Below are 14,359 nucleotides of genomic sequence, written 5' to 3' on the forward strand. Positions count from 1 at the left end.
TAATCAGTCTCACGAAGGGAACGTCCATGGCGACGACCGAACCGGCGCGGCGCGCACCCCGGGCGACCACCGGCGTGGTGGAGCGCACCGAGCGGCTGACCCCGCACATGATCCGGGTGGTGCTCGGCGGTGAGGGACTCGCCGGTTTCGAGGCGGGCGAGTTCACCGACCACTACGTGAAGCTGCTGTTCCCGCTGCCGGGAGTGGCCTATCCGGAGCCGTTCGACATGGCGGTGATCCGTGCCGAGATGCCGCGCGACCAGTGGCCGAGGACCCGGACGTACACGGTGCGGGCCTGGGACCCGCAGGCGCGGGAGCTGACCATCGACTTCGTCTATCACGGGGACGAGGGACTGGCCGGGCCCTGGGCGCTGCGGGCCCGGCCGGGTGACGAGATCCGCTTCCTGGGCCCCGGCGGGGCGTACGCGCCGAGCGCGGAGGCCGGCTGGCACCTGCTGGCCGGGGACGAGAGCGCGCTCCCGGCGATCGGCGCCGCACTGGAGCGGCTCCCCGCGGGGGCGCCGGCCCGGGTGTTCGTGGAGGTCGAGGGCCCGGAGGAGGAGCAGAAGCTGCAGACGGAGGGCGACGCGGAGATCGTGTGGCTGCACCGCCGCGGCGCGCAGGTGGGCGAGGCGCTGGTGCGGGCGGTGCGGGAGCTGGAGTTCCCCGAGGGCGTCGTGCACGCCTTCGTCCACGGCGAGGCGAACTTCGTCAAGGAACTGCGCCGATATCTGCGGGTGGAACGCGGCCTGCCGCTGGAGCGCTTGTCGATCTCCGGCTACTGGCGGCGGGGCCGTGACGAGGACGGCTGGCAGTCCTCCAAGCGGGAGTGGAACCGCGGCATCGAGGAAGAGGAGTCCGCCGCCCTCGGCGGCTGACACCGGACGGCCCCGGGTCGGGCGGCGGACCTGCGTCCGTGCGGGCTCCGTCGGGAAGCACGCGCACGTGGACGCCGCGCTCGGAGCCGGTCGGGCAGGCCGGGCAGCCCGCCAGGACGGCGGCGCCGCGCACGATCGCCTCCCGCCCCGCCCGCGTCTCCACCAGCCGGTCGAAGTAGGCGATGACCTGCACCGCCGCCCCGCCGCCCCGGCGTCCGGGTCGAGCGCCGACAGCCGTCCGACAAGGTCGCGCATCCGGTGCCCCCGGCCGGGTCAGCTGCCGAGGACGCGGCGCAGCCAGCGCAGGCGGGCGGCTCGGGCGTCCTGCGAGACGGCCGCCTGCGGGGCCATCATGTCGAAGCCGTGGAACCCGCCCGGCCACACGTGCAGCTCGGCGCTGCCCCCCGCCCGCCAGATGGCGCCCGCGTACGCGACGTCCTCGTCGCGGAAGGTCTCGGCCGAGCCGACGTCGACGAAGGCGGGCGGCAGCCCGGACAGGTCGGTGGCGCGGGCCGGGGCCGCGTACGGGGAGACGCCGGGGCCGCCGCGGGCGGCGCCGAGCAGAGCGTTCCAGCCGGTCTCGTTCGCGGTGCGGTCCCAGACGCCGAGCCCGGCCATCTGGTGCGACGACGGGGTGTCGTTGCGGTCGTCGAGCATGGGGCACATGAGCATCTGGCCCGCCAGGGCGGGACCGCCGCGGTCGCGGGCCATGAGCGCCAGCGCCGCGGCCAGCCCGCCGCCGGCGCTCGCCCCGGCGACGATGATCCGTTCCGGGTCGATGCCCAGCTCGGCGGCGTGAGCGGCGGTCCACACGAGACCCGCGTAGCAGTCCTCGATCGGTGCCGGGTGGGGGTGCTCCGGCGCCAGCCGGTATTCCACCGACACGACGACGAGCTGGAGCTCCTGAGCCCAGTCGAGCACGCCGTCCACGCCCACGCGGTTGTCGCCGACGATCATCCCGCCGCCGTGCGTGTGGTAGATCGCGGCGAGCGGGGCGGTGGCGCCCGCCGGGCGGCAGACGAGCAGAGAGACGTCGGGAGCGCCGGGCGGGCCGGGCACCGCCCGCTCCTCCACCTCGAAGGCGCCGTCGCGGGTGAGCGCCTCGTCGGGCAGGCTGGGGCCGTTCGCCGTCGCCGCCCGTATGAGCGGGATCATGTCCGGGGTCAGCGACGACGGCATGGACTCGCCCAGCACGGCGAGGGCCGCGGCCAGCTCCGGGTCGAAGGGCGGTGGGGTGGCGGCCGAGGGCAGGGTGTTGCTCAATGGGGCTCCCATATCGTGGAGGTCGCCTGCGACCAACTGGTCCGTGCTCACCATCGTGGAAAACACGGGTGCGACGATCCAGCGCCACGCGGCGGAGACTACCCCCGTACGGCGGGTGCCTCGACAGGGGCTGAGCGGCGTGAGCGGGTTTTAGATCCGCGTTACGCGCCCGCGGCTATGGTGACCCGCGACGACGTCTCGGGGAGCGGTCTCGGGAGTGCCCATGTCACAGCGAAAGGTGAAGCGCGTGCGCGCCGCCATGCGGCGCGAGGAAGCCAGGCGGCGCGAGGAGCGCAGGCGGCTGAGGCGCAAGATCATGTATGCGGCCGCCGGGGTGGTGGCGGTGGTGGCCGTCGCGACGGGAGTGCTGGTGTTCGTCTCCTCCGGACCGCCGGACACGGCGACGCCGGTCGCGAACGCCTCGCCGCAACCGTCCTCTTCGGCCACGAGCTCGGCCACAGGATCGGCCACAGGATCGGCCACAGGATCGGCCACGTCAGCGGCCACGAGCTCGGCCACGCCATCGGGGTCCGCGTCCCCTGAGCCGGCCGCGTCGGCGTCCGGCGGCGCCTCACCCAAGGCGACCGCGTCCGGCCGATGACCCGGGCCGGAGCGCCCGGTCCGGCCCGCTGACGGCGGGCCGGATTCACCAGGGCGTGACCGGGAGCCGGGCGGGGATTCACCGGGGCGTGACCGGGAGCCGGGCGGGGATTCACCGGGGCAGGGCCCGGCGGGGCGGCCCGCCTCCTCCCACCTGTACGCGCGCGGCGGCAGCGCCGGGCTGTGGGTCCGCCCCTCCCCGCTCGTACGTGGACGGGCGCGGCCTATCCGACGACGCCGGAGACGCTGGGCGGCCAGATGCCGACGTTCAGGAGCCGGTGCGCGTAGAAGTAGGCCACGAGCTGACTGCGGTTGCTGCAGGCGAACTGGACGAGCAGCTTGCTGATGCGCTCCGCCACCGTGTAGCGGCTGAGGTGCATCTCGCGGGCGATCCTCGTCGTGGTGTAGCCCCTCGCCAGCATGACGATCAGCCACCTGTCGCGATCATTAATCAGGCCGTCGGAAGCAAGGTCCATGTGCAGTCCCGGGTCGGATCGCCGTTCGACTGAAGGGAGCCTGGTGGGTGTCCCTTTTGCGGCGACCCTAGAAAGGGCCGCTTAACGATCGGTATGGCCGGACCATGGCCGCGGTTATGGCCCTTCCGGCCGTGCCGACAGCCCACGTTTGTGGGGTTGTGTTACCTGCTCGTCCCCGGCTCATACTCGACCTGCGACGCGTTCCGGTCAGCCGGGGACGAGCGGAGAGCCGCTCACATCGCTCAGGAGCACACCGACAGCGGGAGGGCGAAGTGAAGGGCAGGCTGTGTTGAGAGATGTCGTGACGGCCGTGGGGCTCACCAAACGCTATCGGGGCAGCGAGAGACCGGCCGTGGACGGCGTCTCCTTCGAGATCGCCGAGGGGGAGACCGTCGGACTCCTGGGCCCCAACGGCGCCGGCAAGACGACACTGATCAAGATGATCTGCGGAGTCACCACCCCGACCTCCGGTGAGATCCGGGTCTTCGACGCCGATCCGGTGCGCCAGCCCGTCCTCGCGAAGAGCGGCATCGGGGCGATGCACCAGACCGGTCCCTTCGACATGATGCTGCCGGCGCTCGACAACCTGCGGATCGCCGCCCGGTTCCGCGGGCTGCGGTGGCGCGACGTACGGCCGTGGGCCATGGAAGTGGCGGACTTCCTCGGCCTCACCGGTGCGATGCAGCGCCTGGTCTTCCAGATGTCGGGCGGTCAGCGGCAGCGGTTGCAGCTGGTGCGTGCGCTGCTCACCATTCCCCAGCTGCTCATCCTCGACGAGCCCTCCGCCGGCCTGGACGTCGCGGGACGGCGGCAGGTCGAGCGCTTCGTGACCTGGCTGCGCGAGGAGCACGGCGTGACCGTGCTGTGGACCAGCCACCACATCGACGAGCTGGAGCGCAACAGCCAGCGCGTCCTGGTCGTGGACCGCGGGAAGGTGCTGCGCTTCGCCAAGCCGCGCGAACTCGTGGAGGAGTTCGGCAGCACCCACCTGCTGGTGACCGTCGAGGACCCCGCCTCCGGCGTACTCGTGGCCGCCTGGGCGGAGTCCGCCGGGCTGCGGGCCAAGGCCGAGGACGACGAGGTGCGCATCGACGACGCGAACGCGCGCGACGTGCTGCCGGAACTGTCCCGACACTGCCAGGACCACGCGATCGCGATCACCGGAGTGTCGACCGCCGTGGACTCGCTTGAGGAGGTCTTCCTCCGGATGACCGGGAACGAGGGGTGACGATGGCCGCCGGGCTGCACTTCCACACCGCGCCCCCCGCCCGCACCGCGAGGGCGACCGACCTGTCCGCGGTGCTCTATCGGGAGTACGCGCTGCTCGCCCGCAACCGGGTCTACCTCATCCTCGGCCTGACGCCGATGCTGGTGTACCTGCTGCTGGTGAACACCTCGCTGAGCAACCTCATCAGAGTCGTCGACTACAAGGGCGTCAGCGTCGGGTTCGCGGTCTTCCTGCTCCCCATGACGCTGGCGATGTCGGTCGTCAGCGCGGCGGGCACGTCCGCCATGGCGGTGTTCCAGGAGGAGATGAGCGGGGTGGCCACGCAGTTGTGGTCATATCCCATGCGCAGGTCGCGTTTCCTGCTCGGCAAGATGATCGCCGGAGTGTCGCTCGTGCTGGGGCAGACCCTGCTGGGCCTCGCCGTCGCGGCGATCATGTTCGACCTCCCGTTCGGCGCGGAGAACTGGCTCGGGCTGCTGACGGCCCTCACGCTGTCGGCCCTGGCGCTCAACGGGCTCTACCTGGCGGCGGCGATCACGATCACGGACTACCAGGCGTTCATGGTGCTGTCGAACGTGTCGATGCCCGTTCTCGTCTTCAGCGCCCCCTCGATGTACACCACCGAGAGCATGCCCACCGTGCTGCAGTGGGTCTCCGTGGTCAACCCGCTGACGTACGCGATCAACGGCATGCGGGACGGCGCCGTCTTCGGTTTCGGCGAGGCATGGACCGACCTGCTCGTGCTGGCGGTCATGGCGGTCGTCGGCTACGCCGTGGGCGGCCGGGCCCTGCTCAACCGCGCCGGCAACATCTGAGCCCACCCGCCGGCCCGGCCGGCCCGAGCGCCCACACCGGCCGGCCCGATCCGGCGCCTCACCTGGGCGCTTCACCTCGGCGCCTCACCTCGGTGCCTCACCTCCAACAGGGCAAGGGGACGATGCGGACAGACACCTCCTCCCACTCGTGGATGCTCTCCCTTTCCGACCAGTCGAAGGTCCGGTTGCCGGGGACGGACCGGGCCCGCGACCCGGCCGCCTCGCTGGAGATGGCCGGCCATGCCGCGCGCAGGGCGGGGGTCACCAGGGTCGCGGACATCACGATGCTCGACACCCTCGGCATCCCGACGTTCCAGGCGATAAGGCCCACGGCCCGGACCCTCGCCGTCTCCCAGGGGAAGGGCGTCACCCCCGACCTGGCGAAGCTGTCCGCGATGATGGAGGCCATCGAGCTGTGGCACGCGGAGCAGCCGATGCGCCCGGTGACGACGGCCTCCCCGCGCGACGTGGCCGGGGAGCTGGTCTACGACGTCCACGCTCTCCCGCTGTGCACGCCGACCCTGCTGCACGACGGCCTGCCGGTGGAGTGGGTCGTCGCGAGGTCGCTGGTCGACGGGTCGCGGACCCTCGTCCCCAGGGACGTGGTGGAGTTCACCCTCGTCCGCAGGACGGGCTGGAACCCCCCGGCGTTCTTCTCCTCGACCAATGGGCTGGCCAGCGGGAACACGCAGGCGGAGGCCGTACTGCACGCCTTGTATGAGGTGATCGAGCGCGACGCGGTGACGGCCTTCGTCACCGGCGGCGACAAAGGCGTCCGGATCGACCCGCGTACGCTCGGGTCGCCGGTGATCGACGACCTGTGCGCGACGATGGAGCGGGCCGGGGTCCGCCTGGACGCGAGGTCTCTGACGTCGCCGACCGGGCTGCCGTGCTTCGTCGCCCGGATCACCTGCGACGACTATCCGCCGCCGTTCCTGGGCTTCGGGTGCCACCTGAGCTCCGAGATCGCGCTCAGCCGCGCCCTCACCGAGGCCGCGCAGGCCAGGCTGGGCTACGTCTCGGGCGCGCGTGACGACCTGCGGCCCGACATCCAGGACGACCTGGCCGCCAAGCGCCGGCCGGAGCCGGCCGAGGAGGCGGCGGGGCCGATATCGCCCGCTCACGCGCACGCGAGCCTGGTCGACGACCTGGAGGACGTGGTGAAACGGGCCGCGGTCGCCTTCTCCCACGCGCCCCTCGTCGTCGACCTGACGAGGGAGGACGCCGGAGTCCCGGTCGTCAGGGTGCTGGCGCCGGGCAGCCGCGTCTGTGCGGAGGTCTTCTGATGAGCCTGAGGTCTTCTGATGAGCCGGGCCTTCTGATGAGCCGGGGTCTTCTGACAAGCGGGGTGGTCCGATGAGCTCGCCGAACGTGGTCGTCTACACCGGGCCGACGGTCTCCCATCACGAGGTCCTGAGCGTCGTGCCGCACGCGCGGGTGCGGCCGCCCGTGGCCCGGGGCGATCTGCTCGCCGAGACCTGGAGCAGCGACGACACCGCCGTCATCATCGACGGCTACTACCGCGAACGGCTGTCGGTGGGCCACAAGGAGATCCTCTGGCTGCTCGACGAGGGCGTGCACGTCATCGGGGCGGCGAGCATGGGCGCCCTGCGCGCGGCCGAGCTGAGCCCGTACGGCATGAGCGGCGCCGGGACCGTGTTCGACATGTACGCGACCGGCGAGGTCGACGGGGACGACGAGGTCGCCGTGGTGCACGGACCGGCCGACCGGGGATACCCCGCCGTGACGGTGGCGCTGGTCAACATCCGGTACGGCTGCCGCGAGGGGGCGCGTACGGGCCTGGTCCCGGCTGAGGCCGGGGACCGGATCGTGCGGGCCGCCAAGGCGCTGCCCTTCATGCGGCGGACCTGGCACGAGCTGGACGCGGCGGTCGGCTCCGGCGACCGCGAGCACCTCGCGACGCTGGAGCGGCTGATCGGCACGGGGGAGTGGGACGTCAAGCGGCGGGACGCGATGGCGGCGCTGCGCGCGGCCGGCGAGCGCGCTGAGGCCAAACCCGGCGCCAAACCCGGCGCCGGATCCGACGCCAAATCCGACGCCAAATCCGACGCCGGATCCGACGAGAGATCCGACGAGAGATCCGATGCGTGGACCGCCGGCACGGCGCTGACGGGGATCACCCACTACGAGGCGCTCAGATGGCGGTCGAGGCGGGAGTACGCGCCCGGCAGGTCGATGACCGACCTCGACGTCCTGAACGCGGGGCGGCTGTTCGGCGACGACTACCCCCATCTGCACGAGGAGGCGCTGACCGGCCTGCTGCCGGGCTTCGCCGCAGATCAGGGCCTCGGCCTGGAGGCGTACGCCCGCGCCAGGCTCGGGGTCGCCGAGTCCGCGGCCCTGCCGCCCGTCCTCGCGTCGTGGCTCACGGAAACGGAACTCGCCGCCCTCCCCGTCGCCGAGCAGCTCCGGCTGGTCATGGTGCGGGTCTGGCCGGCCTGGCAGTCGGAAGACTGGAGGCCCGTCGTCCTCGAACGGGTCAGGGAGTCGGGCCACTGGCACGAGTGGTCCGAGATCGTCGAGCGCGCCGACGAGGCCGCGGAGCGGACCCGGGGCAGGCTCGCCGTCCCGCCGCCGGAGATCTGCGCGAAGATCTTCCTCCGCCGCTGGCACCGCAAGGGGACCTCGGCGGAGGTCGAGCTGGCCCGGCGGGGCTTCACCGGCATGCCGGAGCTGGGACACACCGTCAGGAGGTTCTTCGCCCTCGACGTCCAGAACGCGCGTGCCGCCGCCCGGTGAGCCGGCGAGTGAACGTATGCGGCGGGCCGGGGGACATGGCCGCCCGAGGGGCGGACAAGAAGGACAGCGCGCCCACGAGCACGGCGGCCGCTGCGGCCCGGACCGCGTCTCCGGAACCGCCGGCGTCTCCGGAACCGCCGGCGTGCCCGGAACGGCCGGCATGCTTCGGGAGGGGACGGCCATGACCACGACCACCCCTGAGCAGCCGTTCGACCCGGCGGCCGCGCGGCATCGTCCGAACCCTCACGCGCTGTTGCGTCGCATGCGCGAGCACGCGCCGGTCTACCGGTATGTGAGCCCGGCGAGCGGCCGGGTGCTGTGGTATCTGACGCGGTACGCCGACGTGCAGCGCGCGCTGCTCGACCCGGACGTCGGGCGTCAGCTCGACCGGCTGCCCCCCGACCTCGCCGCGCCGCACCGCCGGGCGGAGAGCCGCGACCCGCTGGCCATGCTGCGGCGCACCGTGTTCCATCTCGACCCGCCCGATCACACGCGCATACGCCGGCTGATGGCGCCGGCCTTCGGCATCCGTACGGTGGCCGTGCTGGAGCGGCACGTCCACCGGGTCGCGAGCGAGCTGGTCGAGGGCATGGCGGCCGCCGGAGGCGAGGCCGACCTGATCCGTGACCTGGCGCTGCCGCTGCCGATCCTGGTCGTCGCCGAGCTGCTCGGCCTGCCCTTCGAGGACCGCGCCCGGCTGCGGGGGTGGAGCGACGAGATCGTGGGCAGCGGGGACCCGTTCCGGGTGCGCTGCGCCGGCCTGGAGTTCATGGCGTACGCCAACGAGAGGATCGAAGAGCGGCGGGCGCATCCGGGGGAGGACCTGCTGTCCCGGCTCGCCGAGGCGGAACGGGCGGGCGGGATCAGCCGCGTCGAACTGATCTCCAGCGTGTTCCAGCTGCTGCTCGCCGGAGACGAGACGACGGTCAACCTGATCGGCAACGGCGTGCTGGAGCTGCTGCGGCACCCTGGCGAGCTGGAGCGGCTGCGCGCCCGCCCGGAGCTGATCGGCTCGATGGTCGAGGAGGCGCTGCGCTACAACGGCCCCGTCGGGCACTCCCGGCCGCTGTACGCCCTCGCCGACGTCGAGATCGGCGGCACGGTGATCCCCCGCGGGGACATCGTGGTGCCGGTGCTGCTGGCGGCCAACCGCGACCCCGCGGTCTTTCCCCGCCCGGACGTCTTCGACATCGGCCGCAGCCCCAACCGCCACCTGGGCTTCGGCCACGGCGCCCACTTCTGCCTCGGCGCGGCCCTGGCGCGGCTGCAGGCCACGGCGGCCATCGGCGCGCTGGTGCGCCGCTTTCCCGCGATCGGCCTGGCGGTCGATCCCGCCGGCCTGGAGTGGACGCCCGACCTCTTCCTGCACGGCGTACGCCGCCTGCCCCTGCGGCTGCGCGCTCGCCGCACCACCTGTAACACGCCGAAAGGAGCCGGCCCATGAGCGACCGACCGCGAGGTCTCGCGGGGTACGCCGCCCTGTCCCGGATGGCCTTCGGCTACCAGTCCTCGCAGATCCTCTACGCGGCCGTGCGGCTCGGGGTGCCGGATCTGCTGGCAGAGGGGCCCGCACCGGTGACGCGGCTCGCGGAGTCGACCGGGTCCGACCCGCACGCGCTCGGCCGGCTGCTGCGCGCACTGGTGGTGCTGGGCGTGGCGGAGGAGGGGGAGCCCGGGTGGTTCGGGCTGACCGACCAGGGGCAGCCGCTGCGCGCCGACCACCCGTGGTCGATGCGCGCCGGCCTCCTGCTGCTCGGCGACCCCGACACCTGGCGGGCGTGGGGGGCGCTGACCGACAGCGTACGGACCGGTGAGGCGGCGTGGGACCGCGCGCACGGCAGGCCGCTGTTCGACCACCTCGCCCGCCACCCGGAGCTGTCGGCGGTGTTCAACAGGGCGATGCACGAGGGCACCGAGCGGATCGCGCCCGCGCTCCCCAGGGCGTACGACTTCGGCAGTGCCCACACCGTCGTGGACGTCGGCGGCGGGAACGGCGCGCTGCTGGCCGCGGTGCTGGCCGCGACCCCGGGACTCAAGGGGATCCTGTTCGACACCGCGGACGGGCTCGCGGGCGCCGCAGAGGAGCTCCGGCGGGCGGGGCTGTCCGACCGGTGCTCCATCGAGGCCGGCGACTTCTTCGAGGCCGTGCCCGAGGGCGACGTCATGCTGGTCAAGGGCGTCCTGCACGACTGGGACGACGAGCGCTGCATCGCTCTCCTGCGCAGTTGCCGCAGGTCGATCGCGGCGGACGGCCGGCTGCTCGTGCTGGAGCCGGTGATGCCGTCCGGTCTCGGCACGCCGGAGGCGGCGGGAGCCGTCATGAGCGACATCGCCATGCTCGTCTACACCGGAGGAAGGGAACGCGGCATGACCGAGTTCCGGGACCTGCTGGCCGCGGCCGGGTTCGACCTGGCCGAGGTCACGCCGCCGCTGGGCGGATCGGACATCCGGGCCCTCGTCGCCAAACCGGCCTGAGCCTGCGACGGGAGGCGCCTCACCCGGTGGCGGCGGTGAAGCGGGTGCGCCGCCATGCGGCCAGGGCCGGATGCTGCGCGATCGCCTCCTCGGCCGTGAGGAGGGGCTCCGGCCGCCCGGTCAGCACCCGGGCGATCTCCGACCTGTCCGTCGCGGCGTCGGCGGAGATCAACGTCTGGACGCCGAAGAAGTCGGCGGCGAGTCGCGGGCTGCTCAGCTTCGCCTGGGCCAGGCGGGTGCGGATCTCGCGTTCGAACGCGTTGGGCTCCCGCCGCGGCGCACCGTCACACCCAGAACGCCCGGTGTCCCGCTCCGCGGCCCGGTCTCTGGTTCGCTCGCCGGTCCGCTTGCCGGCCCGCGCGGTGTCCTGCCCGGTGTCCTGCCCGGTGTCCTGCTCGGTGTCCTGCTCGATCGCCATCCGCCAGGACCGCTCGGCCTCCGCCGCGAGGGCGGCCTGAAGCCGGGTGAACAGGGACGGCCCGATCCCGTGCCGCGCCAGCTCCTCGCGCAGCCTGAGCGCGCCGAGCGCGGCGACCGACATGCCGTGCGAGTGGATCGGGTTCACCGCGACGGCGGCGTCGCCGACGACGGCGAAACCGGCGGGCAGGCGCGCCCGCTCGAAGAACCGCCTCCTGTTGACGGTGTCGCGATACGGCCGGACGACGCCGAGGGGGGTGGCCTCCGCCATGAGGTCCGCCACGATCGGGTGGCGCAGCGAGCGTGCGAAGGCCGTGAAGCCCTGCTCGTCCGTCGGCGGCTCGCCGCCGGGGGTGCCGGTCAGCGTGACGATCCACCGGCCGTCCTCGACGGGGAACAGCGTCGCCCCCCGGGCGGGCCGGCCCTTCTCCACACCGGGGTGCAGCATGATGGCCGGGATCGTCGCGGCCAGGTCGCCGGGCGCCTGGTAGAGGCGCGTCGCGTAGGCCAGCCCGGTGGCGACCGACACCTCCTCGACGTCCCCGGCGCCGATCTCGGCGAGCCACCGCGGCGACCGCGAGCGGCGTCCCGTCGCGTCGACGACGAGGTCCGTGCGTACGGTCTCGGGCGGCGCGCCCTGCCTGCTGACCGCGACGCCGGTGATCCGGGCCTCGTCTCCGATGAGCCCGAGCGCTCGCGTGTCCTCCCAGACCTCGATGTCGCCGCCGCCGAGCGCACGCCGCCGTACGACCTGGTCCAGCAGCGCACGGGTGCAGGAGATCAGGTGGGCGTCGGTGTGGAGGCGGCGGAACCAGCCGTCGGCGGAGTAGATGAGGGCGTCGCCGGGAAGGCCCCGCAGGTGCGCGCCGTTCGCGAGGAGGGCGTCGACCGTCCCGGGCAGCAACGCGTCCAGCGCCCGCGCGCCGCCGGCCACGAGCACGTGACTGTGGTGCGACTGCGGCAGCCCCCGCCGGGGGTGCGGACCCGACGGGTAGCGGTCGCCTTCGACCAGGACCACCTCGTCCGCGTGCCCGGCGAGCACGGTGGCGGTGAGCACGCCCGCGAGGCCGCCGCCGAGGACGACCGCCCGGCTCATCCGACGAGGCCAGGCGGGCGCGGGACCGGCTGACTCGGGGCAGGGGGACGGGAACGGGTCGCCGGCCGACGCGTCACGACAGCGCCTCCTCCTTGACCGCCGGCTCCTCGGCGGGGACCTCCTCGATGAGACCCTGCTCGATCATGGTGCCGATGAACTCCTCGACGTCGGCGACGATGCGCCTGCTCATCGCGGAGTTGCTGCCGGCGAACTCGCGGGACAGCTTGAACATGACCGGTTCCCGCTCGCCGTCGCTCGCCACCAGCTTCCATATCCGGGAGCCGGTGTCGTTCAGGCTGTGGAAGTCGCCCGTCTCGGTGTTGTAGAGCGAGACGCCCTCCCCGGTCTCCTGCCAGATCACGGCCTCGCTGATCCGCAGTGACACACTGACCTCCTCTATACGGGCGTGATGGGAAGCAACTCGCCGACCCTGACGGTGCCGCGCGAGGGGGGAACATAGGTCTTCCAGTCGTCGAAGACGGGATGGACGTCGCCGCTGACGACCAGGCGGGGCGTCGTCATCTCGCGGTCGTCGGCGGCGAGCTCCGACGGGCTGACACCGGCCTCCAGCCACAGCTGCGTGGCGATGCCGTGCCGCAGGATCCGGCACTGGTGGCGGCTGTTGCGCCGCAGGTCCCTCGACTCGGCCATGTGCGCGGCCCGGCATCCGCCGCCGCAGGACGCCTTGATGTAGCACTTGGCGCAGTCGGCGTGGTAGTCGCCGCCGAGCACGGTGCTGGTGCGCATCTGGCGCAGGAGCGGCCCGGCGAAGATCTCCGACAGCCGCTGCCGCCGTACGTTGCCCGCGTGGTGCGCCCGCCCGGTGACGAGCTTGCACGGATAGACGTCGCCCAGCGAGTTGACGTAGATCTCGTTGCCGCCCATCCCGCAGTTCGCCTTCACCGAGCACGGCGTGATCGGCCGCGGGCCGTCCGGCAGCAGCTTGCCCGCGGCCGGAGACGTCCAGGTGATCCGCTGGATCCGCATGTGGTCTTCCCAGCCGAAGTCGTACTCGTCGGTCTCGCCCCGGCCCAGGTCGTTGTGGTACATCAGCCGGATGCTGTGGACCTCCAGCCCCTCGGCGAACCTCGCGAAGTCCTCCAGCTCGTCCACATTGCCGGAGGTGACGATGTGGTTGATCCGCGGCACCACACCGGCGTCGTTGAGCAGCCGCAGGGCGCGGTAGGTCCGGGCGAAGGAGCCGGCGCCGCGCGTGCGGTCGTGGGTCTCGGCCGTGCCGCCGTCGACGCTCACCGTGACCATGCCGAACAGCTGGGCGAACCGCTTGGCCTGCTCGGGCTTCCTGATCATCGTGGCGTTGGTGACGATGTTCGACGTGAGCCCGCTGTCGTTGGCGTGCTCCACGATCCGGAACAGGTCCTTGCGGAGCATGGGCTCGCCGCCGGTGAAGATCATGGTCTTCGCCCCGATGGCGGCGACCTGGGAGACCAGGTCGAGCGACTCGGCGGTGGTGAGCTCCCCGGGAAGGCACTTCTCGGAGGAGGCGTAGCAGTACGGGCAGCGGAGGTTGCATCCGTCGGTGATCGCGTAATACACCTGGCGGAGCGCCGGCTCCCTGATGCTGAGCTTCGGACGGTTCCCGTTGTAGTAGACGATGCAGTTGAGGATGAGCTTGGCCAGGGTCCGGTCGGTCGCGTCGATGTCGCCGGTGTCGTCTCCCTCATCGGCCTCGCCGGTCTGGCCGGTCTGGCCGAGGGGCGCCGGCTCCCCGCCGGTCCGGGGACGGGCCAGGGCCGTCAGGACGGCGAACTCGCGTGCGTCGAGGACGCAGCGGCCGCCCACCTGCGGGTTGAGGACCAGGTACTTCCCGTCGTGCACGAAGTAGGTCAGGTCTGCCGGTACGTCGATCAACGAGCGGTTCCGGGCGAGTTTCCCAGGCATCATTCCCCTTTGCGCGCTCAGCCGCAGGTGCGGCCCCAGACTCTGTGGGCGACGCGCGGCCGGAGCCGCACCCGCGAACCGTCCTGACTATTCCGCCCCGGACCCGGAGCCCGACCAGGCTCCGCACAGGCACTTGCCCTCGACCGGCACGGTGTGGGCCTCCACCTCGGGCCGCGACCACTCGCCACCGGCGCCGGCGTGCGCCAGCACACCGGGAAGCGCGGTGGGGAGCTTGTCCTTGAGCGAGATGAGGAGGTCGACTTCCTCGCGGGTCAAGGTGGCGAACGCCGCCTCGACGTCGGCGGCCAGCGGGCTGTTCAGGATGCCGGCTTCACGCAGAGCTTCCCTTGGATCGAAGGCCATGCCTTCACCTCTCTGTCTGACGGGAATGCGGTGTATGTCGAGTATGTGCTGGTGAGAAGTGGGTCAGACAACCCCACAAACGTGGG

At 72.5% G+C, this 14,359-nt stretch carries 14 protein-coding genes; 7 read left to right on the forward strand and 7 right to left on the reverse strand.

Annotated elements, in window-relative coordinates; all coding sequences use genetic code 11:
* The first annotated feature begins 26 nt into the window (after window positions 1-26).
* The gene (locus FLX08_RS27140) at window positions 27-878 is read left to right on the forward strand and encodes a siderophore-interacting protein (RefSeq protein WP_142622727.1); all 852 of its coding nucleotides are present in this window, start codon (window positions 27-29) and stop codon (window positions 876-878) included.
* A gap of 273 nt (window positions 879-1,151) precedes the next feature.
* Here FLX08_RS27140 and FLX08_RS27150 read toward each other — a convergent pair whose 3' ends face one another.
* From FLX08_RS27150 to FLX08_RS27160, 3 genes are all read right to left on the reverse strand, one after another.
* Window positions 1,152-2,153: an alpha/beta hydrolase gene (locus tag FLX08_RS27150; protein WP_142622729.1), complete on the reverse strand. Its 1,002-nt coding sequence runs from the start codon at window positions 2,151-2,153 to the stop codon at window positions 1,152-1,154.
* 138 nt (window positions 2,154-2,291) lie between these two features.
* A complete protein-coding gene (locus tag FLX08_RS27155; protein WP_142622731.1) occupies window positions 2,292-2,660 on the reverse strand; it encodes a hypothetical protein in 369 nt (122 codons plus the stop codon).
* 305 nt (window positions 2,661-2,965) lie between these two features.
* Complete coding sequence (locus FLX08_RS27160; protein ID WP_076435699.1) at window positions 2,966-3,217, reverse strand: LuxR C-terminal-related transcriptional regulator; 252 nt, start codon at window positions 3,215-3,217, stop codon at window positions 2,966-2,968.
* A gap of 301 nt (window positions 3,218-3,518) precedes the next feature.
* Between FLX08_RS27160 and FLX08_RS27165 the strand changes: the two genes are divergently transcribed.
* The 6 genes from FLX08_RS27165 (at window position 3,519) to FLX08_RS27190 (ending at window position 10,495) form a co-directional block, all read left to right on the forward strand.
* Window positions 3,519-4,445 (forward strand): ABC transporter ATP-binding protein, encoded by a 927-nt coding sequence (locus tag FLX08_RS27165; RefSeq protein WP_208761684.1) that lies wholly within the window; start codon window positions 3,519-3,521, stop codon window positions 4,443-4,445.
* Between the two features lie 2 nt (window positions 4,446-4,447).
* Entirely contained in the window at window positions 4,448-5,260 is an 813-nt protein-coding gene (locus FLX08_RS27170; protein WP_142622733.1) for an ABC transporter permease, read from the forward strand.
* Between the two features lie 122 nt (window positions 5,261-5,382).
* The gene (locus FLX08_RS27175; RefSeq protein WP_167530589.1) at window positions 5,383-6,546 is read left to right on the forward strand and encodes a YcaO-like family protein; all 1,164 of its coding nucleotides are present in this window, start codon (window positions 5,383-5,385) and stop codon (window positions 6,544-6,546) included.
* A 70-nt stretch (window positions 6,547-6,616) separates the two neighbouring features.
* Window positions 6,617-8,020, forward strand: coding sequence for a TfuA-like protein (locus tag FLX08_RS27180; RefSeq protein WP_142622737.1), 1,404 nt, complete (start codon window positions 6,617-6,619; stop codon window positions 8,018-8,020).
* 181 nt (window positions 8,021-8,201) lie between these two features.
* Window positions 8,202-9,464: a cytochrome P450 family protein gene (locus tag FLX08_RS27185; protein ID WP_167530590.1), complete on the forward strand. Its 1,263-nt coding sequence runs from the start codon at window positions 8,202-8,204 to the stop codon at window positions 9,462-9,464.
* Window positions 9,461-10,495 carry a methyltransferase gene (locus tag FLX08_RS27190; RefSeq protein ID WP_142622740.1) on the forward strand — a complete coding sequence of 345 codons (1,035 nt, stop codon included), beginning with the start codon at window positions 9,461-9,463 and terminating at the stop codon, window positions 10,493-10,495. Before FLX08_RS27185 ends, FLX08_RS27190 begins: the two co-directional genes overlap by 4 nt.
* 19 nt (window positions 10,496-10,514) lie before the next feature.
* On the opposite strand, the gene FLX08_RS27195 is transcribed toward FLX08_RS27190, so the two are convergent.
* The 4 genes from FLX08_RS27195 to FLX08_RS27210 all read right to left on the reverse strand — a co-directional run bounded on the left by FLX08_RS27195 (window position 10,515) and on the right by FLX08_RS27210 (window position 14,273).
* Entirely contained in the window at window positions 10,515-12,008 is a 1,494-nt protein-coding gene (locus FLX08_RS27195; protein ID WP_142622742.1) for an NAD(P)/FAD-dependent oxidoreductase, read from the reverse strand.
* Window positions 12,009-12,081: 73 nt separating this feature from the next.
* Complete coding sequence (locus FLX08_RS40860; protein WP_167530591.1) at window positions 12,082-12,393, reverse strand: PqqD family protein; 312 nt, start codon at window positions 12,391-12,393, stop codon at window positions 12,082-12,084.
* Window positions 12,394-12,404: 11 nt separating this feature from the next.
* Entirely contained in the window at window positions 12,405-13,913 is a 1,509-nt protein-coding gene (gene stsB / locus FLX08_RS27205) for a StsB family radical SAM/SPASM domain sactipeptide maturase (protein ID WP_341874351.1), read from the reverse strand.
* Between the two features lie 84 nt (window positions 13,914-13,997).
* Window positions 13,998-14,273, reverse strand: a complete 276-nt coding sequence (locus FLX08_RS27210) for a StsA-related sactipeptide RiPP (protein WP_142622748.1) — start codon at window positions 14,271-14,273, stop codon at window positions 13,998-14,000.
* Window positions 14,274-14,359 lie beyond the last annotated feature (86 nt).

The organism is Microbispora hainanensis (assembly GCF_006874475.1).
GTDB lineage: Bacteria > Actinomycetota > Actinomycetes > Streptosporangiales > Streptosporangiaceae > Microbispora > Microbispora hainanensis.